Annotated in this window: 27 protein-coding genes; 17 read left to right on the top strand and 10 right to left on the bottom strand. The window is 66.7% G+C overall.

Going from position 1 to position 26,986, the window contains the following annotated elements:
* The first annotated feature begins 20 nt into the window (after window positions 1–20).
* The 4 genes from HMPREF2581_RS04475 to rmuC all read left to right on the top strand — a co-directional run bounded on the left by HMPREF2581_RS04475 (window position 21) and on the right by rmuC (window position 4,769).
* Window positions 21–1,307, top strand: a complete 1,287-nt coding sequence (locus HMPREF2581_RS04475) for an L-pipecolate oxidase (RefSeq protein ID WP_003086327.1) — start codon at window positions 21–23, stop codon at window positions 1,305–1,307.
* Window positions 1,308–1,379: 72 nt separating this feature from the next.
* Window positions 1,380–1,748 carry an antitoxin Xre/MbcA/ParS toxin-binding domain-containing protein gene (locus HMPREF2581_RS04470; protein ID WP_003086329.1) on the top strand — a complete coding sequence of 123 codons (369 nt, stop codon included), beginning with the start codon at window positions 1,380–1,382 and terminating at the stop codon, window positions 1,746–1,748.
* 134 nt (window positions 1,749–1,882) lie between these two features.
* Window positions 1,883–2,638, top strand: coding sequence for an RES family NAD+ phosphorylase (locus HMPREF2581_RS04465; protein WP_003140635.1), 756 nt, complete (start codon window positions 1,883–1,885; stop codon window positions 2,636–2,638).
* Window positions 2,639–3,407: 769 nt separating this feature from the next.
* Entirely contained in the window at window positions 3,408–4,769 is a 1,362-nt protein-coding gene (rmuC, locus tag HMPREF2581_RS04460; RefSeq protein WP_003081943.1) for a DNA recombination protein RmuC, read from the top strand.
* A gap of 154 nt (window positions 4,770–4,923) precedes the next feature.
* On the opposite strand, the gene quiP is transcribed toward rmuC, so the two are convergent.
* The 4 genes from quiP to HMPREF2581_RS04440 form a co-directional block, all read right to left on the bottom strand.
* Window positions 4,924–7,467 (bottom strand): acyl-homoserine-lactone acylase QuiP, encoded by a 2,544-nt coding sequence (quiP, locus tag HMPREF2581_RS04455; protein WP_003140632.1) that lies wholly within the window; start codon window positions 7,465–7,467, stop codon window positions 4,924–4,926.
* A gap of 122 nt (window positions 7,468–7,589) precedes the next feature.
* Window positions 7,590–8,231: a glutathione binding-like protein gene (locus HMPREF2581_RS04450; RefSeq protein WP_003081964.1), complete on the bottom strand. Its 642-nt coding sequence runs from the start codon at window positions 8,229–8,231 to the stop codon at window positions 7,590–7,592.
* A gap of 166 nt (window positions 8,232–8,397) precedes the next feature.
* A complete protein-coding gene (locus HMPREF2581_RS04445; protein WP_003081984.1) occupies window positions 8,398–8,598 on the bottom strand; it encodes an SEC-C metal-binding domain-containing protein in 201 nt (66 codons plus the stop codon).
* A 7-nt stretch (window positions 8,599–8,605) separates the two neighbouring features.
* Window positions 8,606–9,100, bottom strand: a complete 495-nt coding sequence (locus HMPREF2581_RS04440) for an LEA/WHy family protein (RefSeq protein WP_003123186.1) — start codon at window positions 9,098–9,100, stop codon at window positions 8,606–8,608.
* Window positions 9,101–9,414: 314 nt separating this feature from the next.
* Here HMPREF2581_RS04440 and HMPREF2581_RS04435 point away from each other — a divergent pair, with 314 nt between their 5' ends.
* Window positions 9,415–9,975, top strand: a complete 561-nt coding sequence (locus HMPREF2581_RS04435; protein ID WP_003123185.1) for a hypothetical protein — start codon at window positions 9,415–9,417, stop codon at window positions 9,973–9,975.
* Window positions 9,976–10,092: 117 nt separating this feature from the next.
* On the opposite strand, the gene HMPREF2581_RS04430 is transcribed toward HMPREF2581_RS04435, so the two are convergent.
* From HMPREF2581_RS04430 to HMPREF2581_RS04415, 4 genes are all read right to left on the bottom strand, one after another.
* Entirely contained in the window at window positions 10,093–10,713 is a 621-nt protein-coding gene (locus HMPREF2581_RS04430) for a trimeric intracellular cation channel family protein (protein ID WP_003081997.1), read from the bottom strand.
* Between the two features lie 82 nt (window positions 10,714–10,795).
* On the bottom strand, window positions 10,796–11,113 hold the full coding sequence (locus HMPREF2581_RS04425; protein ID WP_003140628.1) for a hypothetical protein: 318 nt from the start codon (window positions 11,111–11,113) through the stop codon (window positions 10,796–10,798).
* Window positions 11,113–11,586: a YchJ family protein gene (locus HMPREF2581_RS04420; RefSeq protein WP_003123184.1), complete on the bottom strand. Its 474-nt coding sequence runs from the start codon at window positions 11,584–11,586 to the stop codon at window positions 11,113–11,115. Before HMPREF2581_RS04420 ends, HMPREF2581_RS04425 begins: the two co-directional genes overlap by 1 nt.
* 2 nt (window positions 11,587–11,588) lie before the next feature.
* Entirely contained in the window at window positions 11,589–12,086 is a 498-nt protein-coding gene (locus HMPREF2581_RS04415; RefSeq protein WP_003086343.1) for a DUF6231 family protein, read from the bottom strand.
* A 130-nt stretch (window positions 12,087–12,216) separates the two neighbouring features.
* On the opposite strand from HMPREF2581_RS04415, the gene HMPREF2581_RS04410 reads away from it, so the two are divergent.
* The 3 genes from HMPREF2581_RS04410 (at window position 12,217) to HMPREF2581_RS04400 (ending at window position 14,066) form a co-directional block, all read left to right on the top strand.
* Entirely contained in the window at window positions 12,217–12,849 is a 633-nt protein-coding gene (locus HMPREF2581_RS04410; protein ID WP_003082015.1) for an OmpA family protein, read from the top strand.
* 115 nt (window positions 12,850–12,964) lie between these two features.
* Window positions 12,965–13,264 (top strand): DUF1145 domain-containing protein, encoded by a 300-nt coding sequence (locus HMPREF2581_RS04405; protein ID WP_003140625.1) that lies wholly within the window; start codon window positions 12,965–12,967, stop codon window positions 13,262–13,264.
* The gene (locus HMPREF2581_RS04400; protein WP_003140624.1) at window positions 13,257–14,066 is read left to right on the top strand and encodes a hypothetical protein; all 810 of its coding nucleotides are present in this window, start codon (window positions 13,257–13,259) and stop codon (window positions 14,064–14,066) included. The genes HMPREF2581_RS04405 and HMPREF2581_RS04400 overlap by 8 nt, the downstream gene beginning before the upstream one ends.
* A 38-nt stretch (window positions 14,067–14,104) precedes the next feature.
* On the opposite strand, the gene HMPREF2581_RS04395 is transcribed toward HMPREF2581_RS04400, so the two are convergent.
* Window positions 14,105–14,569 (bottom strand): CopD family protein, encoded by a 465-nt coding sequence (locus HMPREF2581_RS04395; RefSeq protein ID WP_003082024.1) that lies wholly within the window; start codon window positions 14,567–14,569, stop codon window positions 14,105–14,107.
* Between the two features lie 129 nt (window positions 14,570–14,698).
* On the opposite strand from HMPREF2581_RS04395, the gene dinG reads away from it, so the two are divergent.
* The 8 genes from dinG to HMPREF2581_RS04355 all read left to right on the top strand — a co-directional run bounded on the left by dinG (window position 14,699) and on the right by HMPREF2581_RS04355 (window position 26,108).
* A complete protein-coding gene (gene dinG, locus HMPREF2581_RS04390; RefSeq protein ID WP_003086351.1) occupies window positions 14,699–16,843 on the top strand; it encodes an ATP-dependent DNA helicase DinG in 2,145 nt (714 codons plus the stop codon).
* Window positions 16,844–16,921: 78 nt separating this feature from the next.
* Window positions 16,922–19,195, top strand: coding sequence for a hypothetical protein (locus HMPREF2581_RS04385; RefSeq protein ID WP_003140621.1), 2,274 nt, complete (start codon window positions 16,922–16,924; stop codon window positions 19,193–19,195).
* Between the two features lie 109 nt (window positions 19,196–19,304).
* Window positions 19,305–20,450: a serine hydrolase domain-containing protein gene (locus tag HMPREF2581_RS04380; RefSeq protein WP_016254124.1), complete on the top strand. Its 1,146-nt coding sequence runs from the start codon at window positions 19,305–19,307 to the stop codon at window positions 20,448–20,450.
* 205 nt (window positions 20,451–20,655) lie between these two features.
* Window positions 20,656–21,537, top strand: a complete 882-nt coding sequence (locus HMPREF2581_RS04375) for an OmpA family protein (protein WP_003108672.1) — start codon at window positions 20,656–20,658, stop codon at window positions 21,535–21,537.
* Window positions 21,538–21,635: 98 nt separating this feature from the next.
* Window positions 21,636–22,283 carry a pyridoxamine 5'-phosphate oxidase gene (pdxH, locus tag HMPREF2581_RS04370; RefSeq protein WP_003086357.1) on the top strand — a complete coding sequence of 216 codons (648 nt, stop codon included), beginning with the start codon at window positions 21,636–21,638 and terminating at the stop codon, window positions 22,281–22,283.
* Between the two features lie 7 nt (window positions 22,284–22,290).
* Window positions 22,291–23,403, top strand: coding sequence for a CdaR family transcriptional regulator (locus tag HMPREF2581_RS04365; RefSeq protein ID WP_003112517.1), 1,113 nt, complete (start codon window positions 22,291–22,293; stop codon window positions 23,401–23,403).
* Window positions 23,404–23,562: 159 nt separating this feature from the next.
* Window positions 23,563–24,921 (top strand): GntP family permease, encoded by a 1,359-nt coding sequence (locus tag HMPREF2581_RS04360; RefSeq protein WP_003086363.1) that lies wholly within the window; start codon window positions 23,563–23,565, stop codon window positions 24,919–24,921.
* Between the two features lie 41 nt (window positions 24,922–24,962).
* A complete protein-coding gene (locus HMPREF2581_RS04355; RefSeq protein ID WP_003140617.1) occupies window positions 24,963–26,108 on the top strand; it encodes a glycerate kinase in 1,146 nt (381 codons plus the stop codon).
* Here HMPREF2581_RS04355 and HMPREF2581_RS04350 read toward each other — a convergent pair.
* Window positions 26,087–26,329, bottom strand: coding sequence for a hypothetical protein (locus tag HMPREF2581_RS04350; protein ID WP_003082053.1), 243 nt, complete (start codon window positions 26,327–26,329; stop codon window positions 26,087–26,089). The two genes, HMPREF2581_RS04355 and HMPREF2581_RS04350, sit on opposite strands and share 22 nt — an antisense overlap.
* A gap of 187 nt (window positions 26,330–26,516) precedes the next feature.
* Here HMPREF2581_RS04350 and HMPREF2581_RS04345 point away from each other — a divergent pair, with 187 nt between their 5' ends.
* Window positions 26,517–26,981, top strand: coding sequence for an outer membrane lipoprotein (locus HMPREF2581_RS04345; protein ID WP_003082056.1), 465 nt, complete (start codon window positions 26,517–26,519; stop codon window positions 26,979–26,981).
* Window positions 26,982–26,986: the final 5 nt, after the last annotated feature.

Genomic DNA, 26,986 nt, shown 5'->3' with positions numbered 1-26,986 from the left:
GGCTGGCAGCGGAGTCGCGCATGGGCGGTTTGCAGCAACGGTGTCTGTGGGAAGTGGTTACGCCTCGCCTGTCCGGAGCGGCGAGCCTGAACGGCGAGCAGCGCGCCGACGTATGTGTGATCGGCGCCGGTTTCACCGGGCTTTCGGCTGCGCTCCACCTGCTGGAGGCGGGCCGTTCGGTGTGCGTGCTGGAAGCGTACGAGGTCGGCCACGGCGGGTCGGGACGTAATGTCGGATTGATCAACGCCGGCACCTGGATTCCCCCGGACGAGGTGGTCGCCACCCTCGGCGCCGAGCAGGGAGAAAAGCTCAACGCCGTGCTGGGGCGGGCGCCGGCGCTGGTGATGGAGACCATCGAACGCCTCGGCATCGATTGCCAGTTGCGCCGCGAGGGCACCCTGCACATGTCGCACAACGCCAGCGGCGTGGCCGATCTGCAACGCCGTCACGCGCAGTGGACGCGCCGCGGTGCTCCGCTGGAGTTGCTGACCGGCGCGGCTTGCCACGAGGCCTGCGGCACCCGGCGAATCAGCGCGGCGTTGCTCGACCGACGCGCCGGCACTCTCAATCCCATGGCCTATTCGCGCGGACTGGCCACCGCCGTCGTACAGCGGGGCGGGCAACTCTACCAGCGCTCGCCGGTGCTCGCCCTGGAGCGGCAGGGCGCGCTGTGGGCGGTGCGCAGCGCCGCGGGGGCGGTACTGGCGGAACAGGTGGTGATCGCTTCCAACGCCTATACCGAGGGCGAGTGGACCAACCTGAGGCGGCACTTCTTTCCCGGCTACTACTACCAGGTGGCTTCGGCGCCGCTGCACGGCGCCGCGGCCGAGCGCATCCTGCCTCACGGCCAGGGTTCCTGGGACACCAGGACGGTGCTCAGCAGCATCCGTCGCGATGCCCAGGGTCGCCTATTGCTGGGAAGCCTCGGCAATGGCGCGAACAAGCCCGCCTGGTTCCTGCGGCAATGGGCCGATCGAATCCAGAGCCATTACTTTCCCGACCTGGGCCAGGTCAACTGGGAGTACAGCTGGACGGGTTGCATCGCCTTCACCCCCGATCATCTGATGCGCCTGTTCGAGCCTGCGCAAGGCTTGCTGGCGGTGACCGGCTACAACGGACGCGGCGTGACCACCGGTACGGTAGTGGGCAAGGCGTTCGCCGACTACTTGCTGAGCGGCGAGCGAGCGACATTGCCGTTGCCGTTCAGTGACATGAAGCCCGTCCCCGCGGCCAGGCTGCGCAGTTGCGCCTACGAGATGGGTTTTTCTCTCTATCACGCCGGTCAATGCTTGCGCGTGGTTCTCTAGGTTCGACCGAATCAAGGTGTGTTTTCAGCAAAATAATGATAGTTTGTTGTAAACACACATGAGGAGGTCGTCATGAGCGCTCTCATCAAGGAACGTCCCAGCGCCGATGCTGTCCTGGCCAAGGCCGTCCTGGCCGCGCGCGAGCAATTGGGGCTGACGCAGCTCGAACTGGCCGGCATCGTCGGCGTCGATCGCAGCGCCATCAGCCGCTGGAAGACCCAGGGCCTGCGGGTGGACAGCAAGACCGGCGAGCTGGCTCTGCTGCTGGTGCGGGTCTATCGCGCACTGTATGCCCTGTTCGGCGGGCAGCAGGAGGACATGCGCCACTTCCTGCGCACTCCCAACCATCACCTGGCGGGCGAGCCGCTGGCACTGATGGGACAGGTGCAGGGCCTGGTTCATGTGCTGGAATACCTCGATGCGATCCGCGGCAAGGTCTGATGCCCGGCGCGCCTGTACGGGGGCCTACGCCTGTCACGGAAAAGGCTGGCAGCCAGAGGCGACACGCCTGGCTGAATGGAGACTGCGGTGCCGCTACGCTGGCATCCGACACCACAGGAAGCGAGGGGCGGAAGGTGAGCGAGATCTGGCGACAGTGCAAGGGTGAGCGGCATGTCCGACCGCTCCAGGGGCGGCTGGTGCGGTTGGTGGAGAGCCAGGAGCAGGTGGCGACCCTGCAATTGGTCGACACCCTGGAAGAACAGGCGTTGCTCGAGGAACTGCTCGAGTCGAGCAAGCCGCCGGTGCCGGCGGATGCCGAGCCATTGCATTACCTGTTGAAGACCCCGTTCCGTTATCCGCCCTTGCGTTGGGGGTCGCGGTTTGGCCGTCGTCACGAGCCAAGCCTGTTCTACGCCGCGTTGAAGCTGGAAACGGCCATGGCCGAAAGCGCGTATTACCGTTGTGTCCTGTGGAGTGGCATGGCGGTGCCGCCACCGAGCGGGAGGATTCTGTCCGAGCACGCTTCGTTCGAGGCGGGCTGGAAGGTGGAGCGGGGAATCCGTCTGCAGGCGCCGCCTTTCTCCGATCACGAGGCTGCGCTGACCGACATCGCCGACTACCGCGCTCCCCAGGAACTGGGAAGTGCCATGCGCAGCGCCGGGGTGCAGGCATTCGAATACCGTTCGGCGCGTTGCCCGGAGCGCGGCTGCAATGTCGCCCTGTTCACGCCCGCGGCCTTCACCGAAAAGCGTCCTCGCAACCTGACGCCCTGGCTGTGCGAAACCACGGCCGGTTACGTGGCCTTCAAGCCGGCGCATGTGCCGGGGGCGCCGAAAATCTTCTCCTGGGAGCTGTTCCTGGTGGACGGAAAGTTGCCGCATCCGGCGTGAGTGGAGGGGGGCACGGTTGCCAGCGATCCGGGGGCACCGTCTGAAGGCCGCCACCTGCCTGTTGGGCAGGGCTGGCCTGCATGCCCCGAGGGAAAGAGTGGCTGAGGATTTCGAACGGCATTGCCCTGCAATGGGGCGGCAAGAGGCTTCGGCGAAAATTTGTGCACAAATGGAAAGCAGCTTGTCAAGGGTTGAGAGCGTTAGGCTCTAAACGCTTGATTTTTCATGTTTGAAACGTAACTTATTGAAAAATAACGATAAAAATAGTTGGTGAAAAAATCGTCAATCTGTCCCATAGCCCCACTCCATCGGGGGTTCGGCAGTTTTTTAGGGGCTTTTCCACTGGGTTATCCACAGGATCTGTGGATTTCCCAAGCGCTTGCTCGACAGCACATCGCACGCTCCAAGGCAAGCCCTGTAGCCGCGACAAAAATGCCGTGGAAGCAGAAATATCCCGGCGGCGAAGGGCGCAGGGCGATGGCTTCCGTTACGGAAGTATCTGAAATGTCCTGCGCATGGGGTTATGCACAGCTCGGAAGCGGAGTGCTCGTTCGGCGCGGCGCTATTCGCTCGACGGTCTTTTCCCAAGAACCTAGAATCCGCTGCACGCGCGCCTGCCAGGCGGGTGTTGCGTCGTTTTCCGCTGGAGTGCCCCATGCCCGTCGATCTACCGAACCTGTTGCTTGGCCTGCTGGCTGCCGCGATTCCCCTGGCCGGCCTGGCATGGCAGCTACAGAGAAGGGCCAGCCTGGCGGAGCGCGAGATAGCCTTGCTCGGCGAGCGACTGGCGACCGCGCAACTGGCCCAGGACGGGCTGAATGCGCAGTTGGAGACCAGCAGGGAGGCTTACCAGCAACTCGGCGAGCGCCATGCCAGGCTCTCCGGTGAGGTCGCCGCGCTGCGTCGGGAAGCCGAGTTGATGGGGGAGGAGCGGCAACGGGCGTCCCAGGCGGAGGCACGTTGGGCCAGCGAGCGCCAGGGCCGGGAAGAGGAAGTGCGTCGCCTGGCTTCCGAACGGGCTGCGCTGGCTGCGGAACTGCGCGAGCAGCAGGAAAGCCACCAGCAGCGCCTGACCGACCTGCAGTCGGCCCGCGACGAGTTGCGGGCACAGTTCGCCGAACTGGCGGGAAAGATCTTCGACGAACGCGAACAGCGTTTCGCCGAAACCAGTCAGCAGCGCCTGGGGCAGATGCTCGATCCGCTCAAGGAGCGCATCCAGGCGTTCGAGAAGCGGGTGGAGGAAAGCTACCAGCAGGAAGCGCGCGAGCGTTTCTCCCTGAGCAAGGAACTGGAGCGTCTGCAGCAGCTCAACCTGCGCCTGGGCGAGGAAGCGACCAACCTGACCCGCGCGCTCAAGGGCCAGAAGACCCAGGGCAACTGGGGCGAACTGGTGCTGGAGCGGGTGCTCGAGCATGCGGGCCTGGAAAAAGGCCGGGAATACGAGACCCAGGTCAGCCTGAAGGGCGCCGAGGGCGAACGCTTCCAGCCGGACGTGCTGATCCGCCTGCCCGGCGACAAGCAGGTGGTGGTGGATGCCAAGGTCAGTCTCACGGCCTACCAGCAGTACATCGCCGCTGACGACGATCTGCTGCGCCAGCAGGCGCTGAAGCAGCACGTAACGTCGTTGCGCAACCATGTGAAAGGCCTCTCCGGCAAGGACTATCGACGCCTGGAAGGGTTGCACAGCCTCGACTTCGTCCTGCTGTTCATGCCGATCGAGGCGGCTTTTTCGACGGCCCTGCAGGCCGAGCCGAACCTGTTCCAGGACGCCTTCGCGCAGAATATCGTGATCGTCAGCCCGACCACCCTGCTGGCCACCCTGCGGGTAATCGACAGCCTCTGGCGCCAGGAGCGGCAGAACCAGAATGCGCGGGAAATCGCCGAACGTGCCGGTTCGCTGTATGACAAGTTCGTGCTCTTCGTCCAGGACCTCGATGAGGTCGGTTCGCGCCTGCAGCAACTGGACAAGGCCTATGCCGCGGCGCGCAACAAGCTCACCGAGGGACGTGGCAACCTGATCAGTCGCAGCGAGCAACTCAAGCTGCTCGGTGCCCGCGCCAGCAAGAGCCTGCCGACGGACTGGCTGGACCGGGCGCTGGTGGCGCCCGTGGAAGAGGCCGGAGAGGAGTGAGATCAGTTCGATCCCGTGCCCGGGCTTTCGAGAAAACGGAGGCTTTCCGGGAGGGGGATAAAAGAAGGGCGTCCGGAAGGACGCCCTGAAGATGATCATGGAGTAAGTCGGCTGTTCAGAGCCACGGCGCGGAGGAAAGTTCCGCGCCGTCCGTTCAGCGAGCGGGAGTGAGCGTCAGCCGCTTGTTGCCGTAAACGCGATCGAGGTTCTGTGGCTGGAACGGGAAGCTAACGTAGCGCCCCTTGAGCCAGGCGTCGATACCGTCGGCGTAGTGCGGGCTGGCCGGATTGCCGGATTGGCCGCTGCTGTTCACGCCGATCATCGGTTCGCTCTGGCCGAAGTCGACGATTAGCCGCATCGCCGGGATCAGCCAAGTGTCGAAGTCCTGGCCCCAGCCGTAGGCCGATACGTCCAGCGTGGTGTGGTCGCCGCCGGCCGGATAGGGCCCGCGATCGAGATAGCCCTTGATCGCGCCGAGTCCGGCGCGCTCGCCGGCGCCCAGGTAGGGGGCCATTTTCGAGCTGTCGCTCCGCCATTCGTAGGTGTGCAGCTTGCCCCATTGCCAGGCCTTGCGCTCGCTCCCCAGTCGCTGTTCGCAGAACTCCACGGCGGCGGCGAGGCTGCGCGCGAGGATTGCCGGCTTGTCCTCCTTCTGCGGAGTGCGGGTATCGTCCCAGAACGGACTGTCGTCGCGCCCGAGCAGGTGGTCGGCTTGCGCCGAGTAGGAGAGGTTGGCGGTCTCGACGAAGGCTTTCCAGGCAGGGCCGTCCTCCGGTCCTAGCTCGTCGAGGAATATCTGCCTGGCGCTCTCGTGGAGGAAGGCGCCGTACAGCGCGGCGTCGCTGGAGCTGGCTGTCAGCTTGCCGTCGAACGCCATCAGCCGGTCGTAGGCCTCCCGCGCCCGGCTGCGTTGCGCCTCCGGCAAGGCGTCGATGGCCTGGCGCAGCGGCGCCGCCATGCCGGGATTGTCGAACATGGCTTGCAGCTTGGCGACGAACAGCGAGGTCTGGTCGTACTGCATGCGGATCATGCTCTGGGTGTCGTGGCTCTTGCTGGCACCGGCGAGCTGGGCGATGCGCTCGGCGCGCTCCGGGTAGTACCAGGAGTTGGACAACTGAGCGCCGTAGCCGGGTTGCACGGTGCGGTGGTTGGCGGTACCCAGCCAGCCCTGCTGCGGGTCCTGGTCGGAGGGGTGGAGGATCGGGTCGGCATAGCCATCCCAGTCGTAGCGGCCGTCCCAGCCAGGGGAGGGCAGCAGGCCGCGACCCTCCTTGCGGTTCGGATAGCGTCCGGTGACCTGCCAGCCGATGTGCTTTTCGTCGGCGAACACGATGTTCAGCGGCATCGCGCGAATCTCGCGGGTGGCGTCGAAGGCCTGCTCGATGGTCTTGGCCCGCGACAGGTCGAAGAAGCCGTCCAGGGTCTTGTCGGCTTCCTGCTGGATGCTCCGGTAGGCCAGTCCGTAGCCGCTCTTCAGCGGCAGCGGCTGGAGGATGTTCTTGCGTTCGCCCAGGGCGCTGTTGAGCAGCGGGCCATGGCGGGTTTCGTGGATGACCTCGCGGATCGGCCGCTGGCCCTTGATGAAGAAGGTTTCCTGGCGTTCGCGGGTTGGCTGCCACTTGCCGTCGGCCAGGTAATAGAGCCGGTTGCCCTGGCGTCGCAACTGTTCCAGGTAGAGATCCTGGTTGTCGCCCAGGACCATGGTCATGCCCCAGGCCAGCTTGCCGTTGAAGCCCGCCACCACGCCCGGCAGACCGGCGATGGAAACGCCCGCGGCCTGGTACTTGGGCGAGCGGATCTGTACGTAGTTCCACACCGACGGCATGCTCAGTGGCAGATGGGTGTCGTTGGCCATCAGGCTCTTGCCGCTGCGGCTGCGTTGTGGCGCGATAGCCCAGTTGTTCGAGGCGGCAACCCCGAGCATGCTCAGCGCTGCGACCTGCCGCGCCGCGCCCTCGACGCCCGCGAGGCCGGGAACCTGCCCGTCCAGGCGCAGGCCCTTGAGCTTTTCCGCCTCGTCGAACGGCAGGTTTTCGTCGGGATAGGTCGGCGTTAGCCAGGCCAGCTTGTCGCTGCCGACCTTCTGCGCGAGCGTCAGCGAGGCGATTTCTTCCTGTAGGTTCACCGCCAGGCCGAAGTTGAGCAGGGCGAAGACCAGGGCCGAGTCCTCGGGCTTCCAGTATTCCGGACGGTAGCCGGACTGGGCCAGGTCCATCGGCAGCTTGTCGCGATAGCGATACAGGTAGGCGTTGACCCCGCGCGCGTAGACCTCGAAGAAGCGTTGCAGGCGCGGCGAGGCGTTCCTGTACTGGATCTCCGCGGCCTGGCGCAGGTTCACGGTACGCATGAAACGGTCGATCTCCAGCGCGCCGGGGCCGACCATCTCGGCCAGCCGTCCCTGGGCCAGCAGGCGCAGGCTGACCATCTGGCTCAGGCGGTCGGAGGCGTGTACGTAGCCCAGGGCGAACAACGCGTCATGGAAGGTGCCGGTTTCGATCAGTGGCATGCCCAGCGCGTTGCGCCGGATCGATACGTTTTGCGCCAGGCCCTTGATCGGTTGCACGCCGGAGGTCGGCGGCAGGCTGTCGGCGTAGCGATCGTCGAGCCAGGACTGGCAACCGGCCAGGCCCAGGAGGGTGCCGAAGGCCGCGGCGGCGCCGCAACGGGGAAGAAAACGCATGAAGGCTGGCGAGGCCATGGGGTGGGGGCTCCTGCGGGAGTGGTCGCGTCGAGAGGCGCTACGTTAGTGAGGAGCGCAGGGCTGCGCAAGCTCCGCCTGCGATCGTCCGCGAGGACGTCCGCAGGCCGGCTCGGGACCCGCTACTGCGGCGGATTGATGCGCTCCACCAAAGCATAGGCGCGTTGCGTCGCCGGACGCTGGCGAATGCTCTCGAACCAGCGCTGCAGGTGTGGGAAGTCGGCGAGATCCTGCTCCTGCCACTGATGTGGGACGATCCACGGATAGATGGCCATGTCGGCGATGCTGTAGTCGTCGCCAGCGACGAAGGCGCGGTCCGCCAGGCGCTGGTCGAGAACGCCGTACAGGCGCGCGGTTTCCTTGACGTAACGGTCGATGGCGTAGGGAATCTTCTCCGGGGCGAAGCGGTTGAAATGGTGGTTCTGCCCGGCCATCGGCCCCAGCCCGCCCATCTGCCAGAACAGCCACTGCAGGGTTTCCTGGCGCGCGCGCAGGTCCTTGGCGAGGAACCGTCCGGTCTTTTCCGCGAGATAGAGCAGGATGGCGCCGGACTCGAACAGCGACAGGGGAGCGCCGCCGTCGGCTGGTTGGCGATCGACGATGGCGGGAATCTTGTTGTTCGGCGACACCTTCAGGAAATCCGCCTGGAACTGGTCGCCCTGGCTGATATTGATCGGATGGATGGCGTAGGGCAGGCCGGTTTCTTCCAGGAAAAGAGTAATCTTGTGGCCGTTCGGGGTGGTCCAGTAGTACAGGTCGATCATCGGTGCGTCTCCGGCTCGTCGATGGGCTACGAACGGAAGACTCTACGCCAGGAACCTAGGTTCGATGCAAACCGCTGTCGCGCATGACGCCCCGGCGGGGCTGGTGGCGCGCCAACGAAAAGGCCCGCTGCTCAGCGGGCCTTCGGATGCCGGCGCGTGCGAAGGGTCAGGCGCCGTGGCACTTCTTGAATTTCTTCTCGCTGCCGCAGGGGCAGGGATCGTTGCGGCCTACGGCCTTGAGCGGATTGCGCACCGGCTCGTGGCTGTGGTTGCAGTGCGGACCATGGACATGACCATGGCCATGATCGTGATGATGATCGTGGTCGTGGTTGCAGTTCGGGCCGTGTACGTGGGGTTCCTGACTCATGGTGGACCTATTCTGGGATGAAATCGCCGGGAATTATCTCGCCATTTCGTCTCAGGTGCACGCTGCGGCCGAACATCAGTCCGGTCTTCACTTCGCCCTGCAGGCGGTAGCGGATCGGCTCCTCGGGACGCTCAAGGAGCTTGACGATGTATTTCATGTGGCGCCAGAGATTGGTTCGCACCGGCACGTCGAATACCTCGTGGCCGTGGGCGGGAACCGTGAACCACTGGCCGGACTCGCCTTCTGCGAGCTGGATGTCGTTCAGTTGCACGGCGTACTGCAGGCCGCGTACCGGCAGGCTGAAATCGTTGGGGTTGTCGATGCGGAAGCGCATCACGAACTCCTGTTCCAGCAAGCGTGCCTTGACCACTTCCACCTTCAGCAGCTTGACGTCGGGGTCTTCGAAGCTGCCGGTCATCCAGCTGCAGCCCGAGAGATTGGAGAGAACTCCCCACGCCATTATTAGGCTGATAATTCTTATCATTTGCGCCTGGTAATTCATGCTATTCCCCCCGAGACGCCCCAGTTTAACAAGCAGTGATTGTGCTGCAACTTATTGTTGTATAGAGGAAAGATGTTTCAGGTACAGGCCTGTGTCCATATGTTTCCCGTAGCGCAGTCGGGGGAGCATGGAGAAGCGCGTACGCCCGTGCAAGTCTTCCCGTCGGCTGGCGTGACCGGCTCGGCTAACCTGAACGGACCCGCCGGCCAATTTGCCGGACCCAGTCACTCCACGCGTGGCTGTCGATGGGTACAATCGTTCGACGAAACGCCAGGGCCGCCATGCCGAGCGGCCCTTCACTCGGAGAGATGCCAATGAGCCGCTTTGAAATCGCCTTTTCCGGCCAGTTGGTCGCCGGCGCCCGGCCCGAGGTGGTCAAGGCCAACCTGGCCAAGCTGTTCCAGGCCGACGCGCAGCGTATCGAACTGCTGTTCTCCGGCCGCCGGGTGGTGATCAAGAACAACCTCGATGCCGCCTCCGCGGAAAAATACCGCAGCGTGCTGGAGCGAGCGGGAGCGATCGCCGTGGTCGCCGAGATGGAGATCGAGGAGGTGGTCATGGCGCCGCCGCCTGCGCAGCAGGCCGCCGTGGAAGCCCCACAGGCCCGCGTCGCTGCGCGGGACAGCGCGCCCTCCGGGCGTTTGCAGGTAGCGCCGCGGGACGGCTACATGGCGGCGTTCGCCGAGGTCGATGCGCCGGATTTCGGCCTGGCTCCGGTAGGCGCCGACCTACAGGACGCCAAGGCCGAAGCCGAGGCGCCGAAGCTCGATCTGAGCCGCTTCAGCGTCGCCCCGGTCGGTAGCGACATGGGCCAGGCACGCCCCGAGCCAGCGGCTCCGGCTCCGGACACCAGCCACCTGCGCCTGCAGGACTGAGGCGGGCAGCGGCCTGCGACAAGCGTGGGCGTGGGGCGGATAACCGCGTCGCGGGCCGTGGCATCGGGGACAGGCGCGGGGTTGGAGGAACGCGTCGACCAGGGGCAGGCGCTTGCCTCAGTGGTCGAAATCGTCCTGGTAGACGAACTTGGGCATTTCCCAGTGGAAGCGGATGGCCAGCAGGCGGAACAGGAAGCCGCTGAACAGGGTGATCAGCATCGCCTGCTCGGAGGGCAGTTCCAGCTCCACGCAGATCAGGTAGCACCAGGCGCTGGCGAAGGACACGCTGGCATAGAGTTCGCGGCGGAAGATCAAGGGTACGTCGTTGCACAGGATGTCGCGGAGAATGCCGCCGAACACCCCGGTGATCACCCCGCTGATCGCCGCGATCAGCAGGCTGTGGCCCATTTCCAGGCTGACCTGGCAGCCGATCAGGGTGAAGGCCACCAGGCCGACCGCGTCGAGTACCAGGAACAGCGAGCGCAGGTGGCGCATCAGCGGCGCGATGAACACCGTGACCAGCGCGGCGACTGCGGTCAGCGCCAGGTATTCCGGGTGACGGACCCAGGTCAGCGGGTAATGGCCCAGCAGCATGTCGCGTACCGAGCCGCCGCCCAGGGCGGTGACGCAGGCGATCAGCACCACGCCGAACAGGTCCATGCTGCGCCGGCCGGCCGACAGCGCGCCGGTCATGGCTTCGGCGGTGATGGCGATGATGTAGAGCACGGTCAGCAGCATGGGGATGGGGCCCGGATGAAAAGGCTGCGCATTCTACCCGAGCGCTCGTCAACGCCCAAACCGCGCCGCCTGGCGCTGTATCTCAGGCGTGCATGCGCAACCAGAAGCGTTCCTGGCAGGCGTTGACGAAGTGCTTGTGGCGTGGGCTGATTTCCTGCCCGGCGAAATCCAGCACTTCGTAGCCGATCCAGCATTCCTCGCAGGCCCCGCTGCTTGGCAGGAGGTCGCGCTCGCAGTGCTGGCGCAGGCGCACGCCGTTGTCGAAACGGTAGAGCGCTTCGCAGCTGTGGATCTCGACGCCGTCCTCGCAGCGCTGTTGCTCTTCGATCTGCGCATCGCTTATCGAGACTGGCGAGGGCAGGGCATGGATGGCGCGGATATAGCTGGCGAGCGAATGCATCAGGTGATCCATGGACCGCAGCATTTCTTCAGCTTGCCGCCGGCGCCGCAGGGGCAGGGGTCGTTGCGGCCGAGTTTCAGGGCCACGGTCGGATCGAGGAAGTACCAGCGACCGTTGCGCTGGACGAAGCCGGAACATTCGCGATGGGCATGTTCCCCCTCGGCGTCGTGCCAGCGCGCGACGAAGGTGACTCGCGCATGCTCCGGCTGGCCGCCGAGCACCTCGTGGTTTTCCACCTCCAGGCCGAGCCAGGTGCTGCCGTGGCTCCAGGCGCGGATGCCGTCGAGATCGAGGCCGGCCTGTTGCGCCGGCAGCGTGGTGTCGCGCAGGTAGTCCACCAGTCCGAGGGCATAGGCGCTGTAGCGCGAGCGCATCAGGGCTTCCGCGGTGGGCGCGGGATGTCCCTGGTGATAGCGGCCGCAGCAATCGTCGAGCGGGTCGCCGCTGCCGCAGGGGCAGGTGGGTTGGGTCATGGTTACCACCAGTACTTGCCGAAGTTTTCCGGGTTGGCCCAGAACTTGGCGTTCAGCCAATCGGGGACCTGCTTGTACTCGTACAGGTCGTAGGTGTACAGGGTCAGCGTCTGGCCTTCGCGCTGGAAGCGTTCGCTGTTCTGCATGGCGAGGGCGAAGAAGTCGGTTTCCTGCCAGTCGCTGGCCTCGAGGTCGACCAGTACGGCCACCCGGCTGGCGTTCAGGTTGCGCACGCCCGCGAGCAACTGCAGACCGGTGCGCTGCGGCAGGTGTTCCAGGCAATCGACGAACAGCGCCAGGTCGAAGCGCTGACCGGCCAGTTCGGCGGGCAATGCCGCCGCCGGGCTGTGCGCCAGTTGGCACTGGGGATGGTTGTGGATGAAGGCCTCCACCGCCGGCAGCCGGCTGGCGCCGACCAGCAGCAAGCGCTTCGGCGCGTAGCGGGCGAGCAACGCGGCCAGGGCCTGCTGCGGGGTGCGGGGAGAAATCGGTTCGCTCATGGGAAAACACTCTCCTGGGATTCGCCAAGACTAGCCTGAAGCGCCTGCATGGCCTAGTGCTGGCGCTTTTTTCGGCTGGGGTCTTTACTCCCTATTTGTCGGTTACAACCGATCCACGAGGAGAGTTCCAATGAGCATCACGAGGACCGCTTTACCCCTGATTCTGGTCAGCGGCTTGCTGACCGGTTGCGCAGGGTTGCAGAAAAGCGACTGGCCGACCTGTGCGGCGGTCGGTGGTGTTACCGGCGCCGGCCTGGGCGCGATCGAAAGCAGCAGCTGGGCCGGCTGGGGCGCCCTGATCGGCGGTGGCGTCGGTGCCGCCTATTGCTGGGTGCACGGTGCCGGCGAACAGGTCGCGCCGCCGCCTCCGCAGCCGGTCGAGGAAGTCGCGCCGCCGCCTCCTGTCGTCAAGGAAGAAACCATTGTCGTGCGCGACCTGCACTTCGCCTTCGATTCGTCGAAGGTGGACGCCGCCGACAGCGAGAAGCTCAACGGCATCGCCGAACGCCTGAAAGGCGAGGCGGCCAGTACGCGCCTGAGTATCACCGGGCATACCGACAGCGTCGGTTCCGATGCCTACAACCAGAAGCTGTCGGAACGGCGCGCGAATGCCGTGGCGAACTATCTGATCGATGCCGGGGTGCCTTCGAGCATCATCGTCGGCGTGCAGGGATTGGGCGAAAGCCAGCCGGTCGCCGACAACAAGACTCGCGAAGGGCGGGCCGAGAATCGCCGGGTGGAAATCCTCATCAAGCGCGAATGACGCTGGCGGCACGGAGCAGAACGGGGGCGTCGAAGCCCCCGTTTTCGTTCATGGCTGGCGCCGCGGCGGGCTGGCGAGTATGTTCCCCCGCACACGATGTCTTGGGGGGAGTTCCATGAAAGCGTTTCTCGGGCTGGGCAAGCTCGTGACCCTGGTGTTCTGGGGCGCGGTGCTGGTCAATCTGCTGCATCCGTTCGCCTATCCGCTGAACTGGCTGTTGTCGATAGCCGGCGGCCTGATCCTGTTGATCCACCTGATCGAGATTCTCGTCCTCGGACGACGCCTGAAAGCGCGTGCGCATCCCTGGCTGGACCGTCTCCAGGTCTTGCTGTTCGGGGTCTTCCACATGCTTGCGTTGCCGGCGCTGAGCCCGGCCAGCGAGTTGCCGCGGGACAAGGAGGACGATCATGCGTAAGGCCATGCTCGGATTGTTCCTGGTCGTTCCCCTGGCCTGGGCTGGCGCCGCGTTTTCGGCCGAGGCGCCGACGGCACGCCAGCAGGGTATCGGCGGAACCGTGAAGGTTCAGGCGAACTCGGTGATGCGCCTGCCCAAGCGGGCCCAGGAGCTGCGCCTGCGCAGAGTGGAGATCGGCGAGGATGCCGCCCTGCTGATTCCGCTGGAGGTCAGCGTCCTGCGCATCGAGGAACTGCACATGGCGAAGAACGCCCGGATCGGCGTGGCGCCGGGCGAGGAGCGAATCAGCATCGAAGTCGTCAGCGGCCGCCTGGCCGACGGCAGCATCATTTCCGCGCCCGGCGCGACCGGCACCTTCCGGCAAAGCGCCGGTAACGGCCGCGACCTGACCTTGCGCCTGCAGGCGGTGGAGGTGGAAAGCCTGCTGCTGGACGCCCGCGGTGGCGTCGGCGCGCCGGGTTACGATGGCCTGGACGGGGCTTCCGGCAAGGCCTCCGGCTGCTTCTGGGGCAGCGCGCTGAAAGGTGGCGACGGCCAATCCGGAAGCGACGGCGGTCCGGGCGGGGCGGGCGGTCGGATTCGTCTGGAAGTGCCGGGCGATTTTCCTCTGGAGCGCTTGCAAACCCGTCTGCAAGGCGGTGTCGGCGGCGCCGGAGGCAAGGCCGGCAAACCGGGTGCGGCGGATAACGCCACCGGTTGCTGGATCTACTCGGTGGATGCCGGTCGTGCGGGGCGCAGCGGAGAGGACGGCGCGAACGGCACCAACGGCAGCGACGGCAGCCTCGACGTCGTGCGCTTCTGAGGAGCGGCCGGCAGCACGGCTGCCGGCGCATCGCCGGTTCAGAGGCTCGGGCGTGCCGCTACCAGGGCTATCAGCAACAGGCCGAGGAGCAGGTTGAAGCCAACGGTGCGGCGGATCTTCCCCAGCGCCTGCCCGCCTGCCGGCCAGTCCTGGGCCTGCACCGCGCGGCGCAGTTCCGGCACTTGCAGCGCCTGCACCCGCAGGAAGAGAGCCAGCATGGCGACGTAGAGCCCCATCATTACCTGTACGTAGCGCGGCGCGCCGGCGAAACCGTTGAAACTCAGGTGCAGCATGCCGACGCCGCTGATCGGCAGCAGGATCACCGCCGCCCAGACCCAATGGAAGAAACGGCGGAACACCTCCAGCCACAGGCCCAGGCGGGCTGGGGCCTCCAGCGCGGCGACGGCCGCCGGACGAAGAATCGTCCAGGCGAAGAACATGCCTCCGACCCAGACCAGGGCGGCCAGGACATGCAGGGCGTAGACGAGGGCGTAGGGGGTCATTCGGCGATCTCCGCTGGCGGTTGTGACGAAGCGCGTTATCATAGCCGCCCTGTTGAACCACTGAAAATTTATCCAGCTATGGCGCGCCGGCGGATTCGCCTTCCGCTGCGCGCCGGGCCCAGGAATTCCATGCTCAGCGCCGAACTCAAGTCCCAGATCCAGGGTGCCTACACCCGCTTTCTCGAAGCCAAGGAGCTGAAGCCTCGCTATGGCCAGCGCCTGATGATCGCCGAAGTGGCCAAGGCCCTCGGCGCGATCAAGGAGGACGAGGAGGGGCACCGCGAGGGCGAGCCGGCGGTGGTCGCGGTGGAGGCCGGAACCGGTACCGGCAAGACCGTGGCCTACAGCCTGGCGGCGATCGCCTGCGCCAAGGCCAGTGGCAAGCGCCTGGTGATAGCCACCGCGACCGTCGCCCTGCAGGAGCAGATCGTCCACAAGGATCTTCCCGACCTGCTGCGCAACAGCGGGCTGGCCTTCAGCTTCGCCCTGGCCAAGGGCCGCGGGCGCTACCTGTGCCTGTCCAAGCTCGACGTGCTGCTGCAGGAAGGCCAGGCGCAAAGCGCGACGGCGCAACTGTTCGCCGACGACGGTTTCAACATCGACGTCGACGAGACCAGCAGCAAGCTGTTCAACCAGATGATCGAACGCCTGGCCGGCAACCGCTGGGACGGCGACCGCGACAGCTGGCCGGAGGCGATCGACGACGCGCATTGGGCGCAGCTCACCACCGATCACAGCCAGTGCACCAACCGACATTGCCCGAACTTCCAGCAGTGCGCCTTCTACAAGGCGCGCGAAGGGATGACCAAGGTCGATGTGATCGTCACCAACCACGACCTGGTCCTGGCTGACCTGGCCCTGGGCGGCGGCGCCATCCTGCCCGATCCGCGCGAGACTCTCTACGTGTTCGACGAGGGCCATCACCTGCCGGACAAGGCGATTGGCCATTTCGCCCATTTCACCCGCCTGCGCGCTACCGCCGACTGGCTGGAGCAGATCGCCAAGAACCTCACCAAGCTGCTCGCCCAGCACCCGCTGCCGGGTGACCTCGGCCGCCTGATCGAACAGGTGCCGGAGCTGGCCCGGGAGATCAAGACCCAGCAGCAGTTCATGTTCACCGCCTGCGAAGAGATCGGCGATTTCCGCGCCGGCGAGGACATGGAAGGTCGCGAGCGGCCGCGTCACCGTTTCGTCGGCGGGGTGGTCCCCGAGCATATCCGCGAGATGGGCATCGAGCTGAAGAAAGGCTTCTCCAAGCTGACCGACCTGTTCACCCGCCTCACCGATATCCTCAAGGAGGCGATGGACGGCGAAGGCGCCGGCGGCATCGCCAGCCACCAGGCGGAGGAGTGGTACCCGCTGTTCGGTAGTCTTTTGGCGCGCGCCCAGGGCAACTGGGAACTGTGGACCGCCTTCACCTGCGAGGACCCGCAGGACAGCCCGCCGATGGCGCGCTGGCTGACCCTCGCCGAGAGCGGCAGCTTCTACGACATCGAAGCCAACGCCAGCCCGATCCTCGCCGCCGAGACCCTGCGCCGCAACCTGTGGAACGTCGCCTATGGCGTGCTGGTGACCTCGGCGACCCTGACCGCGTTGGGCACCTTCGACCGCTATCGCATGCGCGCCGGCCTGCCGCGCAACGCGGTCACCGCGGTGGTGCCGAGCCCCTTCCATCATGCCGAGGCCGGGGTATTGCGGGTCCCCGACCTCAAGGCGGATCCGCGCAACGCCGCCGAGCACACCGCGGCGATCATTCGCGAGCTGCCGGAACTGGTGAAGGGCGCGCGCGGCAGCCTGGTGCTGTTCTCCTCGCGCAAGCAGATGCAGGAGGTCTTCGACGGTCTCGACCGCGACTGGCGCAAGCGGGTGTTCATCCAGGGCAACCTGTCCAAGCAGGAAACCCTGAACAAGCACAAGTCGCGAGTCGACGACGGTGAGGACAGCGTGCTCTTCGGCCTCGCCAGCTTCGCCGAAGGCGTGGACCTGCCGGGGGCCTATTGCGAACACGTGGTGATCGCCAAGATTCCCTTCGCGGTACCCGACGACCCGGTGGAGGCGGCGCTGGCCGAGTGGATCGAGGCGCGCGGCGGCAATCCGTTCATGGAGATCGCCGTGCCAGACGCCTCGCTGCGGTTGGTCCAGGCCTGCGGGCGGCTGCTGCGCACCGAGCAGGACCGCGGCACCATCACCCTGCTGGATCGCCGCGTGGTCACCCAGCGCTACGGCAAGGCTATCCTCAATGCATTGCCGCCGTTCCGGCGGGAAATCGCCTGACGCGCTGATCTGCGCGGAGGGCTCCAGCCTTCACGTCCGAGCCGCATCGGGAAATTCCCGGCATTTGTCCATGCCGGGATGGAGTTAAGGAAAACAGGCTTCATGATCCGTTCGCGTTGGCATCTTCCCCTGCTTCTCGGCCTGCTCGCGGTGGCCGCGCCGCTGGCGGCGAACGACACCCAGCAGGTGCTGTTCAACTTCGTCAAGCCGATGGCCGTGGTCGGCATCACCCTGGAGGATGCCGACCTGCCCAGCGTGACGGCGGAGGCCACCCCGGAGGGCGACATTCTCCGTCGCGTCACCTTCAGCCCGGCGCAACGGCCCACCTTGCGCATGAGTCCGGCGCAGGGCCGTTGGGACTGGTCCGCAGCGGACTACGTGAGCCTGCGCATCCAGAACGCCATGAGCTGGGACATGACCCTGGAGGTCGCGATCGAGGGCGAGCAGGGCGCGCCGGGGTTGCAGGCATCCATAGAGCTTCCGGCAGGCCCGCCGCAGACCCTGCTGGTGCCGTTGCGGGCGGTTTCGCCAGAGGCTCTGGGCATGCGTGCGGGGCCGCCGATGCCGCAGATGGTCGAAGGCCAGCGGATGCTGCTGGCGCCACGCGTGGAGGGCTCGCTGGACCGCGCCAGGGTCGGGGCGCTGAGCCTGTCCCTGCGCTCGCCGCAAGCTCCCCAGAGCATCCTGCTCGGACGTTTCGGCATACGCGCAGGGAGGGCGGTGGAGCGGAGCATCCTGACCGGCCTGATCGATCGTTATGGCCAGTACAGCCGCGCCGACTGGCCGGAAAAGATTCGTTCCGACGAACAGTTGCGCAGCGCCTATGCGGCCGAGGCCGCACAGCTCCGCGACGGGGAACGGCAGACACCGGCGCGCGACCGTTTCGGCGGCCTGCTGGGTGGGCCGGTGTTCGAAGCCAGCGGCTTCTTCCGCACGGAAAAACGTGGCGGGCGCTGGTGGCTGGTTACTCCGGAAGGACATCCGTTCTGGTCGCTGGGCGTTAATGCGGTGACCGCCGACGGCGGCCGGACCTACGTCGAAGGACGCGAGCCGATGTTCGCCGAACTGCCGGCGGAGGGTGAGCCGCTGGCCGCATTCTTCGGTGAGGGCGACGACCGCCGCGGCGTCGCCGCGCAGGCCGGGCGGCGTTTCGGGCATGGCCGCTGGTTCGATTTCCTCGGTGCCAATCGCCAGCGCATCGCTCCCCAGGCGAGCGCCGACCAGCTCGCCGGCGAATGGCGCCAGCGCACTCTGGAGCGCCTCTCGGCATGGGGTTTCAACAGCCTCGGCAACTGGAGCGATCCGGCGCTCGCCGCACAGGCGCGGATGCCCTACAGCCTGCCGCTGTCGATCGCCGGCGACTACGCCACGGTCAGCAGCGGTTTCGACTGGTGGGGAGCCATGCCCGATCCCTTCGACCCGCGCTTCGCCATGGCCGCCGAGCGCGTCATCGCCATCGCTGCTCGCGACCACCGCGACGATCCCTGGCTGTTCGGCTACTACGCCGACAACGAACTGGCCTGGGCCGGGCGCGACGGCTCGGCCCAGGCGCGCTACGGCCTCGCTTTCGGAGCCTTGAGGCTGTCCATGGACAGTCCGGCGAAGCGCGCCTTCGTCAAGCAATTGAAAGCCAAGTACCTGCGCCATGAGGCATTGGCCCAGGCCTGGGGCATCGAGCTGGCCGCCTGGGAGGCCCTGGAGGCGCCGGGCTACGCGGCTCCGCTGCCGGGCGAGGGGCATCCGGCCATCGCCGAGGACTACAGCGCCTTCCTCCGGCTGTATGCCGACGCTTACTTCAAGACCCTGCGCGACGCCCTGCAATGGCACGCACCGAACCACCTCCTGCTCGGCGGCCGCTTCGCCGTCAGCACTCCCGAGGCGATCACCTCCTGCGCCCGGTATTGCGACCTGCTCAGTTTCAACCTCTATACGCCGTTGCCCGGGCAGGGCCTGGACGACTCCCTGCTGGCGCGGCTGGACAAGCCGGTGCTGATCAGCGAGTTCCACTTCGGCTCGCGGGATCGCGGTCCGTTCTGGGGTGGCGTCAGCGAGGCGGCCAATGAGCGGGCGCGCGGCGACTCCTACCGAACGTTCCTGGAGGCGGCGCTGAAGAGTCCGTATATCGTCGGCGCCCACTGGTTCCAGTACCTCGACCAACCGGCCAGCGGGCGCCTGCTGGACGGCGAGAACGGTCATATTGGCCTGGTCGGGATCACGGGCTTGCCGTTCGCCGGTTTCGTCGACACGGTGCGCCGAAGCAACCTTGCCGCCTTGTCGCGACTGTCGGCGATGGCCAGCTCCATGCCTGCCGTCGAGCCTCCGCCGCCGCGCGAGGATTCAGCCGGTTCATGAGCGCGCATTCACCGCCGCCCGCTTGCGGCGAACCCCTCTTATGTCAGGGTTCACAAGGCCGCCGAGGGCTGGAAGAATGCTCCGACCACTTTCCCACCGGAACTTGCCCATGACGCCCCAAGGCCACTGTGACAGCCGTTTTGCCCCGCTTGCCGAGGCCTTCGCCCGGCTTTTCGACAATCCGCAGGAGCGCGGCGCGGCGTTGTGCCTGGAGGTCGGTGGCGAGACGGTGGTCGACCTCTGGGGCGGCGTCGCGGACAAGGACGGCGAGCAGCCCTGGCAGCGCGACACCATCCTCAATCTGTTCTCCTGCACCAAGACCTTCACCGCCGTTGCCGTGCTGCAACTGGTGGCCGAGGGCAAGCTCGAACTGGACGCGCCGGTGGCACGCTACTGGCCCGAGTTCGCCGCGGCCGGCAAGGCAGCGATCAGCGTGCGCCAGTTGCTCTGCCATCGCGCCGGCCTGCCGGCGCTGCGCAAGCAGATGCCGCCCGAGGCACTCTACGACTGGCAGGCGATGACCGCGGCACTGGCCGCCGAGGAGCCCTGGTGGACGCCCGGCGAAGCGCACGGCTATGCACCGATTACCTACGGCTGGCTGCTCGGCGAGGTGATCCGCCGGGTCGACGGCCGCGAGCCGGGCGAGGCCATCGTGGCGCGTACCGCGACACCGCTGGGCCTGGATTTCCATATCGGCCTGGACGACAGCCAGTTCGACCGCGTCGCCCACATGGCGCGGAGCAAGGGCAGCCTCGGCGACGCTGCCGCCCAGCGCATGCTGAAGACCATGATGAGCGAGCCATTGGCGCTGACCACCCGTGCCTTCACCAATCCGCCGTCGATCCTCACCAGCACCAACAAGCCGGAATGGCGACGCATGCAGCAGCCGGCCGCCAATGGCCATGGCAACGCGCGCGCGCTCGCCGGCTTCTATAGCGGCCTGTTGCAGGGACGTTTGCTGGAGGATGAACTGCTGGGCCAGTTGGCCCACGAACACGCGGTAGGCGAGGATCGGACCTTGCTGACCCGGACCCGCTTCGGCCTCGGCACCATGCTCGACCAACCGGGCGTGGCCAATGCGACCTACGGACTCGGCCCCAAGGCCTTCGGCCACCCTGGAGCGGGTGGCTCGATCGGCTTCGCCGATCCCGAGCGCGACCTGGCTTTTTCCTTTGTCAGCAACGCCTTGGGGCCGTACGTGCTGATGGATCCGCGGGCGCAACAGTTGGCGCGTGTCGCGGGGGAGTGTCTGTAATCCGTTGGTTAACTTTTAACCGCTTGTCGGCTCGACGCTAAATTTCATTGCCAAATAATGGCTTAGCGACACAATCTAAAGCGTCGTATGAGATAGGGCGTTGCCGGGGCAGTGGATCGACTCCGGCATCGCTGCGATGTGACCGGCGGTTGAGCCGAATGTTCCATCGGGCTCGCCTTCTTTCACTTCCAACGGACCCCGACGTATGAAACTGCTTAAGACCTCGACGCTTCTTCTCTGCATGACCGCCTCTGGCTGCAGCTATTTCCAGACCCAGGATGCTTCCTCGCAGCCAGCCAAGGCTCCGGCCGAGCAGGCTTCCAGCCATTCATGGTGGCCGTTCGGCAAGGACGACGGACAGACCGTCGCCAAGCAGGCCACGGAACAGAAGGCCGAAGCCGAGCATGTCGGCTCCAGCCACTGGTGGTGGCCGTTCGGCAAGGACGAAGGCGGTCGGGACGTAGCCGCCAAGGCTGCGGAGCAGAAGGCCGAGATCGCCGCGGCGAAGAAAGAAGTCGCCGCCGCAGCCGAGCCGAAGGCCGCCAACCCCTGGTGGTGGCCGTTCGGCGCCAGCTCGGCGAGCAAGGCGTCGGGCAAGCCGGCACTGGTCCAGCAGAAGGTCACCAAGGAGTGGCTGGATACTCATGAGAAAGCCCTGCGCGAAGCGATCGCCGGTAGCGAGTTCACCCTCGAACGCCGCGACAACGCATTGATCGTCATCGCCCCCGCCGACTACTCGTTCAATCCCAAGCGCCACACCATGCTGATGCCGATCACCCTCAACCCGCTGGGCAAGGTCGCCAAGATGGCCCAGGCCGATCCGCAGAGCGGTATCCTGGTGCTCGGCCATACCGACAGCACCGGCAGCAAGGCGGTCAACGACAAGCTGAGCTTCGAGCGTGCCCAGTCGGTGGCGGCGATCTTCCGCCTCAGCGGCCTGAAAGGCGATCAATTGCGCCTGAAGGGGGTCGGTTCCGACATGCCGCGCGCGGACAACGCCAGCGCCGCCGGCCGCGCCCAGAACCGTCGCGTCGAAGTGCTCTATACCCAGCGCGCCAGCCTGCTGTCCCTGGCCCAGGGCAACTGAGCCGAACCGGGGCAGGGCGCTTGGCGCCATTGTCCCGGATCAAGCGCGAGGCGGAGTCTGCGGTTAAGCTATGGCGCATTTCCCCCTGGAGATGCGCCATGACCCAGTCCCTGGCCGATATGCGCCGCGAGTACACCCGCGATGGCCTCAGCGAGGCCAACGCCCCTAGCGATCCCTTCAGCCTGTTCCGCCAGTGGTTCGACGACGCGGTGAAGACCGAGCGCCTGCCGGTCGAACCCAACGCCATGACCCTGGCCACCGTCGACGCCGACGGCTATCCGCATTGCCGTATCCTCCTGCTCAAGGGCCTCGACGAGCGCGGCTTCACCTTCTTCACCAACTACGAAAGCGCCAAGGGCCGGCAACTGGCGGCCAATCCGCGGGCGGCCATGACCTTCTTCTGGCCGGCGCTGGAGCGTCAGGTGCGCATCGAAGGCAGCGTCGAGAAGGTCACTCCCGAGGAATCCGACGCCTACTACCAGGTGCGTCCGCTGGGCAGTCGCCTGGGCGCCTGGGCCTCGCCGCAGAGCCGGGTCATCGCCGATCGCGCCGAGCTGGAACGGCTGCTCGCGGACACCGAGCGGCGTTTCGCCGACCAGCCGCCGAGCTGTCCCGAGCACTGGGGCGGCTACCGTCTCCTGCCGCAGCGCATCGAGTTCTGGCAGGGGCGGCCGAGCCGCCTGCACGACCGTCTCGACTATCGACGCCAGGACGGCGGCTGGTCGCGCGAACGCCTGGCGCCCTGAGTCCTCCATGTTCGAACTGGATTCGACGCTGGCGCAGCACATCGTCGATCGGGCGATGGCGATCCTGCCGCACAACATCAATGTGATGGATGCCCAGGGCATGATCATCGGCAGCGGCGATCCATCGCGCCTGCATACCCGCCACGAAGGGGCGCAACTGGTGCTGGCCAACCGGCGGGTGGTGGAAATCGACGAGCAGGCCGCCGCCTGCCTGCGCGGGGTGCGGCCAGGGGTGAACCTGCCGTTGCTGCACGCCGAGCGGCTGGTCGGCGTGCTCGGCATCACCGGCGCGCCGGAGGTGGTCCGGCCCTATGCCGAGCTGGTGCGGATGGCAGCGGAAATGCTCATGGAACAGCGCCAGATGCAGGACGAGCGACACTGGCAACGCCAGCGTCACGAAGCCTGGCTGCGCCAGTTGCTCGATCCCGGCCACGGCCTCGGGGCGCTGGCGGCCGATGCCGAACACCTGGGGCTGGCCATGCACTGGCCGCGCCAGGCGGTCTTCCTGGAGCTGCCCGAGCATGCCGATCCGCTGCCTTGCCAGGCTCGCCTGCTGGCGGCACTCGGCGGCCGGGCGGAGCACTGGAGCGCGGCGCTGGGCGAGCGCCTGGTGTTCTGGTGCCGGCCGGTAGCCCACGCAGATACGCTCGAGCACTGGCTGGAGCGCGCCGACGCGCGCGGCTGGGGCGTGGCGCGCCTGTGTGCCGGCGACCCGGCGCATGACCTGGCCGAGCTGCGCGCCTCGGCCTGCGCCGCGCGCGACCTGCTGGACTATGCGCGCAGCCGGTTGCCCGGTCGGCGGGTCGTGACCCTGGACGGACACCGCCTCGCCAGCCTGCTGTTCAGCCAGCGCGACAGTTGGCAGGTGCGGCAGCTGCTGGCGCCCTTGCAGCGGTTGCTCGACCACGATCCGCAAGGTTCGCTGGCCGCTACCCTGGAGTCCTGGTGCGCCCATGACGGGCACGCCCAGGCCTGTGCCCAGGCGCTGGGAATCCATCGCAACAGCCTGCGCTACCGACTGGAGCGCATCGCTTCGATCAGCGGGCTCGATCTCGCTCGCCTGGAGCACCGCCAGCAATTGTTGCTGGGGCTGCAATTGCTCGTTCCGCGCCGCGGGTAACGGGCGGATCAATCGATTCACTGTGCAGTCGCACAAAATGTTCCCCTTCCAGCGCCGTCTTCCTCTGGCCGTTGCACAAGGCGTGTCCGGTCCCGACGGAGCGAAAATGACCCGCCCCTGGGCGCCCATCCCACACCCATAACAACAAGGAGGCGGCTCATGACCCTGGTCCTGATCCTGCTGGCGTTGATCGCCTTTATCGTCCTGTCCACCACGCGACTCAAGCTGCACCCGTTCCTCGCCCTGCTGGCGGCCGCGCTGATCGCCGGCTTCGCCTACCAGGTACCCACGGCGGAAATCGTCAAGACCGTTACCGGCGGCTTCGGCAGCATCCTCGGCTACATCGGCATCGTCATCGTGCTCGGCACCATCATCGGGGTGATCCTCGAGCGCAGCGGTGCGGCGATCACCATGGCGGAAAGCGTGATCCGCCTGCTCGGCGAACGCTTCCCGACCCTGACCATGTCGATCATCGGCTACCTGGTGTCGATCCCGGTGTTCTGCGATTCCGGCTTCGTCATCCTCAACTCGCTGAAGAACGCCCTGGCGGCGCGGATGAAGATATCCACCATCGCCATGAGCGTGGCCCTGGCCACCGGTCTCTACGCCACCCACACCTTCGTGCCGCCGACCCCGGGACCGATCGCCGCGGCCGGCAACCTCGGCCTGGACGCCAGCCTTGGCCTGGTGATCGTGGTCGGCCTGGTGGTCGCCTTCGTCACCGCGATGGCCGGCATGTGGTGGGCCAATCGCTTCGTCGGCAAGGACATTCCCCTGGTCGACGACGGCCAGGTCGTCCAGACCGAAGAGGATTTCAGCGAGCTGCGTGCCCGCTACGGCAAGCTGCCCAGCGCGACCCAGGCGTTCGCGCCGATCTTCGTACCGATCCTGTTGATCTGCCTTGGCTCGGTCGCGGTATTCCCGAGCAAGCCGCTGGGCGAGGGCGTACTGTTCGCCTGCCTGAACTTCCTCGGTCAACCGGTGATCGCCCTGCTGGTCGGCCTGGCCCTGGCCTGCACCCTGCTCAAGGGCCAGAGCAAGCGCGAGGAGTTCCATGAGCGCGTGGTGGAAGGCATCCAGTCGGCCGCGCCGATCCTGCTGATCACCGGCGCCGGCGGCGCCTTCGGTGCGATGCTGAAGATCACTCCGCTCGGCGACTACCTGGGCAGCACCCTGTCCGCGTTGGGCATCGGCCTGTTCATGCCGTTCGTGGTGGCGGCCGCGCTGAAGACCGCACAGGGCTCGACCACCGTGGCGCTGGTCACCACCTCGGCGCTGGTCGCTCCGCTGCTGCCGCAGCTCGGCCTGGACAGCGAGATGGGCCGGGTGCTGACGGTCATGGCGATCGGTGCCGGGGCGATGACGGTGTCCCACGCCAATGACAGCTTCTTCTGGGTGGTCACCCAGTTCAGCCGCATGACCGTATCCACTGCCTATCGCGCCCAGACCCTGGCGACCCTGGTCCAGGGTATCGCCGGTATGCTCGCGGTATGGCTGCTCAGCCTTGTGCTGCTCTGATTGAAGCGGGGCCGGGGACTCCCGGCCCTGTGAGGTGACTGATGAAAATCGTGATTGCTCCTGATTCGTTCAAGGAAAGTCTGTCAGCGCCCGACGTCGCCGAGGCTATCGCCCGCGGTTGGCGGCGAGTCTTCCCGCAGGCCGAGGTGTTGCTGCGGCCACTGGCGGACGGCGGCGAAGGCACGGTCGATGCGGTACTCGCCGCCACCGCCGGCGAACGTCGCGAATGCCGGGTGGAAGGCCCGCGCGGTGAGCCGACCCTGGCGCACTGGGGCTGGCTGGACGACGCCACCGCAGTGATCGAAATGGCTTCCGCCAGCGGCTTGCACCTGGTTCCGCGCGACCGCCGCGACGCCACGCGCAGCAGCAGCCGTGGCACTGGCGAGCTGATCCGTGCGGCGCTGGACGCCGGGGCGCGGAAGATCATCCTCGGCCTCGGCGGCAGCGCTACCAACGATGCCGGCGCCGGCCTGCTGGGCGCGCTCGGCGTGCGTTTCCTGGCTGCCGACGGCGAGGAACTGGCGCCCGGCGGCGCCGCGCTGGCGGGCCTGCACAGTCTCGACCTGGGCGGGCTGGATCCGCGCCTGGTGGATGTCGCGGTGGAAGTCGCCGCGGATGTCGACAACCCGCTATGCGGGCCGCGCGGCGCGTCGGCGGTGTTCGGTCCGCAGAAGGGCGCCAGCGCCGAACAGGTGGCGCAACTGGATGCCGCCCTGGCGCACTTCGCCAAGGTGGTCGCGGCGACCCTGGGCGAGGACTTCAGCCGGGTGCCGGGCGTCGGCGCCGCCGGCGGCCTGGGTTTCGCCGCGAGGGCATTCCTCCGTGCGCGTTTCCGCCCAGGCATCGAACTGGTGGCGGAGCTGGCCGGGCTGGCCGATGCGCTGGTCGGTGCCGACCTGGTGCTGACCGGCGAGGGCCGCCTGGATGCGCAGAGCCTGCACGGCAAGACCCCGGTGGGCGTGGCGCGGATCGCGCGCCAGGCCGGCGTTCCCGTGGTAGCCCTGGCCGGCAGCCTGGGCGACGGCTACCAGCGCCTGCACGACGCCGGCATCGATGCGGCGTTCAGCCTGGCGCCGGGACCGATCAGCCTGGAGCAGGCCTGTGCCGGAGCGGCGGCGGAACTGGAGGCGCGCGCCGAGCAGATCGCCCGGCTCTGGCGCCTGGCTCAGGCTTCGCGAGAAGGGTAGTCGGCGGCGGCGCGCTCCAGCCAGGCCGGCAGGTCGCGCCGCTTCACCTTGCTGGCCTTGGCTTCGGCCAGTCGCTGTAACAGATAGTCACGCTTTTGCGGGTCGTCGCCGGCGAATGACAGCGCCAGGTCGCGGTCCATCCAGCGGCGGATGCGCCAGTAGATCCACCAGTGGAAATACAGGCCGGCGGCGGTGGTGACGACGATGATGAAATAGTCCATGGCTGTTCCTTCTGCGGGCGCTCACCCTAGCCGATCGGTTCCGCCGATGAAAGCGGGAGGGTTCGGTCGAAACTGAACGAACCTGTACCATTGCTGAATCGATTCGATTATCTCGCGCCGGCCAGGTGACAGGAGCGGCTGCGGGAGAGTCTAATATTCGTCAGTTATCCCTTTCGGAGATGCCGTTATGCGCAAGTCTGCCTTGATCGTTGCTTCCTTCACCGCCATGGCCCTGGCTCTTGGCGGCTGCCAATCCAGCCTCACCGGCGATACCTACAGCCGTGAGGAAGCCCGTACCGTGCAGACTGTACGCATGGGCACCATCCAGGCCTTGCGCCCGGTCAAGATCGAAGGCACCAAGACCCCGATCGGTTCCATCGCCGGTGCCGGCGTCGGCGGTGTCGCCGGCAGCGCGGTGGGCGGCGGCAAGGGCAGCTACGTCGCGGCCATCATTGGCGCGGTCGCTGGCGGTCTGCTGGGCGCGGCTACCGAAGAAGGCCTGACGCGCACCCAGGGCGTCGAGATCACCGTGCGCGAAGACGACGGCAGCACCCGCGCCTACGTCCAGCAGGTCGACCAGGGCCAGATCTTCCGCGTCGGCGAGCGCGTGCGCATCCTGACCGTCAACGGCACCAGCCGCGTCGCTCACTGATTCTT

Origin of the sequence: Pseudomonas sp. HMSC057H01, from assembly GCF_001836405.1 — a bacterium.
Classification (GTDB): Bacteria; Pseudomonadota; Gammaproteobacteria; order Pseudomonadales; family Pseudomonadaceae; genus Pseudomonas; species Pseudomonas aeruginosa.
This window is presented reverse-complemented; position numbering and strand designations above follow the sequence as displayed.

Bases quoted from the DNA above. Each gene is read 5' to 3' on its own strand.
- HMPREF2581_RS04475 (WP_003086327.1), top strand. From the start codon at position 21: ATGGGCGGTTTGCAGCAACGGTGTCTGTGGGAAGTGGTTACGCCTCGC.
- HMPREF2581_RS04470 (WP_003086329.1), top strand. From the start codon at position 1,380: ATGAGCGCTCTCATCAAGGAACGTCCCAGCGCCGATGCTGTCCTGGCC.
- quiP (WP_003140632.1), bottom strand. From the start codon at position 7,467: ATGGCCTCGCCAGCCTTCATGCGTTTTCTTCCCCGTTGCGGCGCCGCC.
- HMPREF2581_RS04450 (WP_003081964.1), bottom strand. From the start codon at position 8,231: ATGATCGACCTGTACTACTGGACCACCCCGAACGGCCACAAGATTACT.
- HMPREF2581_RS04445 (WP_003081984.1), bottom strand. From the start codon at position 8,598: ATGAGTCAGGAACCCCACGTACACGGCCCGAACTGCAACCACGACCAC.
- HMPREF2581_RS04440 (WP_003123186.1), bottom strand. From the start codon at position 9,100: ATGAATTACCAGGCGCAAATGATAAGAATTATCAGCCTAATAATGGCG.
- HMPREF2581_RS04435 (WP_003123185.1), top strand. From the start codon at position 9,415: ATGAGCCGCTTTGAAATCGCCTTTTCCGGCCAGTTGGTCGCCGGCGCC.
- HMPREF2581_RS04430 (WP_003081997.1), bottom strand. From the start codon at position 10,713: ATGCTGCTGACCGTGCTCTACATCATCGCCATCACCGCCGAAGCCATG.
- HMPREF2581_RS04425 (WP_003140628.1), bottom strand. From the start codon at position 11,113: ATGCATTCGCTCGCCAGCTATATCCGCGCCATCCATGCCCTGCCCTCG.
- HMPREF2581_RS04420 (WP_003123184.1), bottom strand. From the start codon at position 11,586: ATGACCCAACCCACCTGCCCCTGCGGCAGCGGCGACCCGCTCGACGAT.
- HMPREF2581_RS04415 (WP_003086343.1), bottom strand. From the start codon at position 12,086: ATGAGCGAACCGATTTCTCCCCGCACCCCGCAGCAGGCCCTGGCCGCG.
- HMPREF2581_RS04410 (WP_003082015.1), top strand. From the start codon at position 12,217: ATGAGCATCACGAGGACCGCTTTACCCCTGATTCTGGTCAGCGGCTTG.
- HMPREF2581_RS04405 (WP_003140625.1), top strand. From the start codon at position 12,965: ATGAAAGCGTTTCTCGGGCTGGGCAAGCTCGTGACCCTGGTGTTCTGG.
- HMPREF2581_RS04400 (WP_003140624.1), top strand. From the start codon at position 13,257: ATGCGTAAGGCCATGCTCGGATTGTTCCTGGTCGTTCCCCTGGCCTGG.
- HMPREF2581_RS04395 (WP_003082024.1), bottom strand. From the start codon at position 14,569: ATGACCCCCTACGCCCTCGTCTACGCCCTGCATGTCCTGGCCGCCCTG.
- dinG (WP_003086351.1), top strand. From the start codon at position 14,699: ATGCTCAGCGCCGAACTCAAGTCCCAGATCCAGGGTGCCTACACCCGC.
- HMPREF2581_RS04385 (WP_003140621.1), top strand. From the start codon at position 16,922: ATGGAGTTAAGGAAAACAGGCTTCATGATCCGTTCGCGTTGGCATCTT.
- HMPREF2581_RS04380 (WP_016254124.1), top strand. From the start codon at position 19,305: ATGACGCCCCAAGGCCACTGTGACAGCCGTTTTGCCCCGCTTGCCGAG.
- HMPREF2581_RS04375 (WP_003108672.1), top strand. From the start codon at position 20,656: ATGAAACTGCTTAAGACCTCGACGCTTCTTCTCTGCATGACCGCCTCT.
- pdxH (WP_003086357.1), top strand. From the start codon at position 21,636: ATGACCCAGTCCCTGGCCGATATGCGCCGCGAGTACACCCGCGATGGC.
- HMPREF2581_RS04365 (WP_003112517.1), top strand. From the start codon at position 22,291: ATGTTCGAACTGGATTCGACGCTGGCGCAGCACATCGTCGATCGGGCG.
- HMPREF2581_RS04360 (WP_003086363.1), top strand. From the start codon at position 23,563: ATGACCCTGGTCCTGATCCTGCTGGCGTTGATCGCCTTTATCGTCCTG.
- HMPREF2581_RS04355 (WP_003140617.1), top strand. From the start codon at position 24,963: ATGAAAATCGTGATTGCTCCTGATTCGTTCAAGGAAAGTCTGTCAGCG.
- HMPREF2581_RS04350 (WP_003082053.1), bottom strand. From the start codon at position 26,329: ATGGACTATTTCATCATCGTCGTCACCACCGCCGCCGGCCTGTATTTC.
- HMPREF2581_RS04345 (WP_003082056.1), top strand. From the start codon at position 26,517: ATGCGCAAGTCTGCCTTGATCGTTGCTTCCTTCACCGCCATGGCCCTG.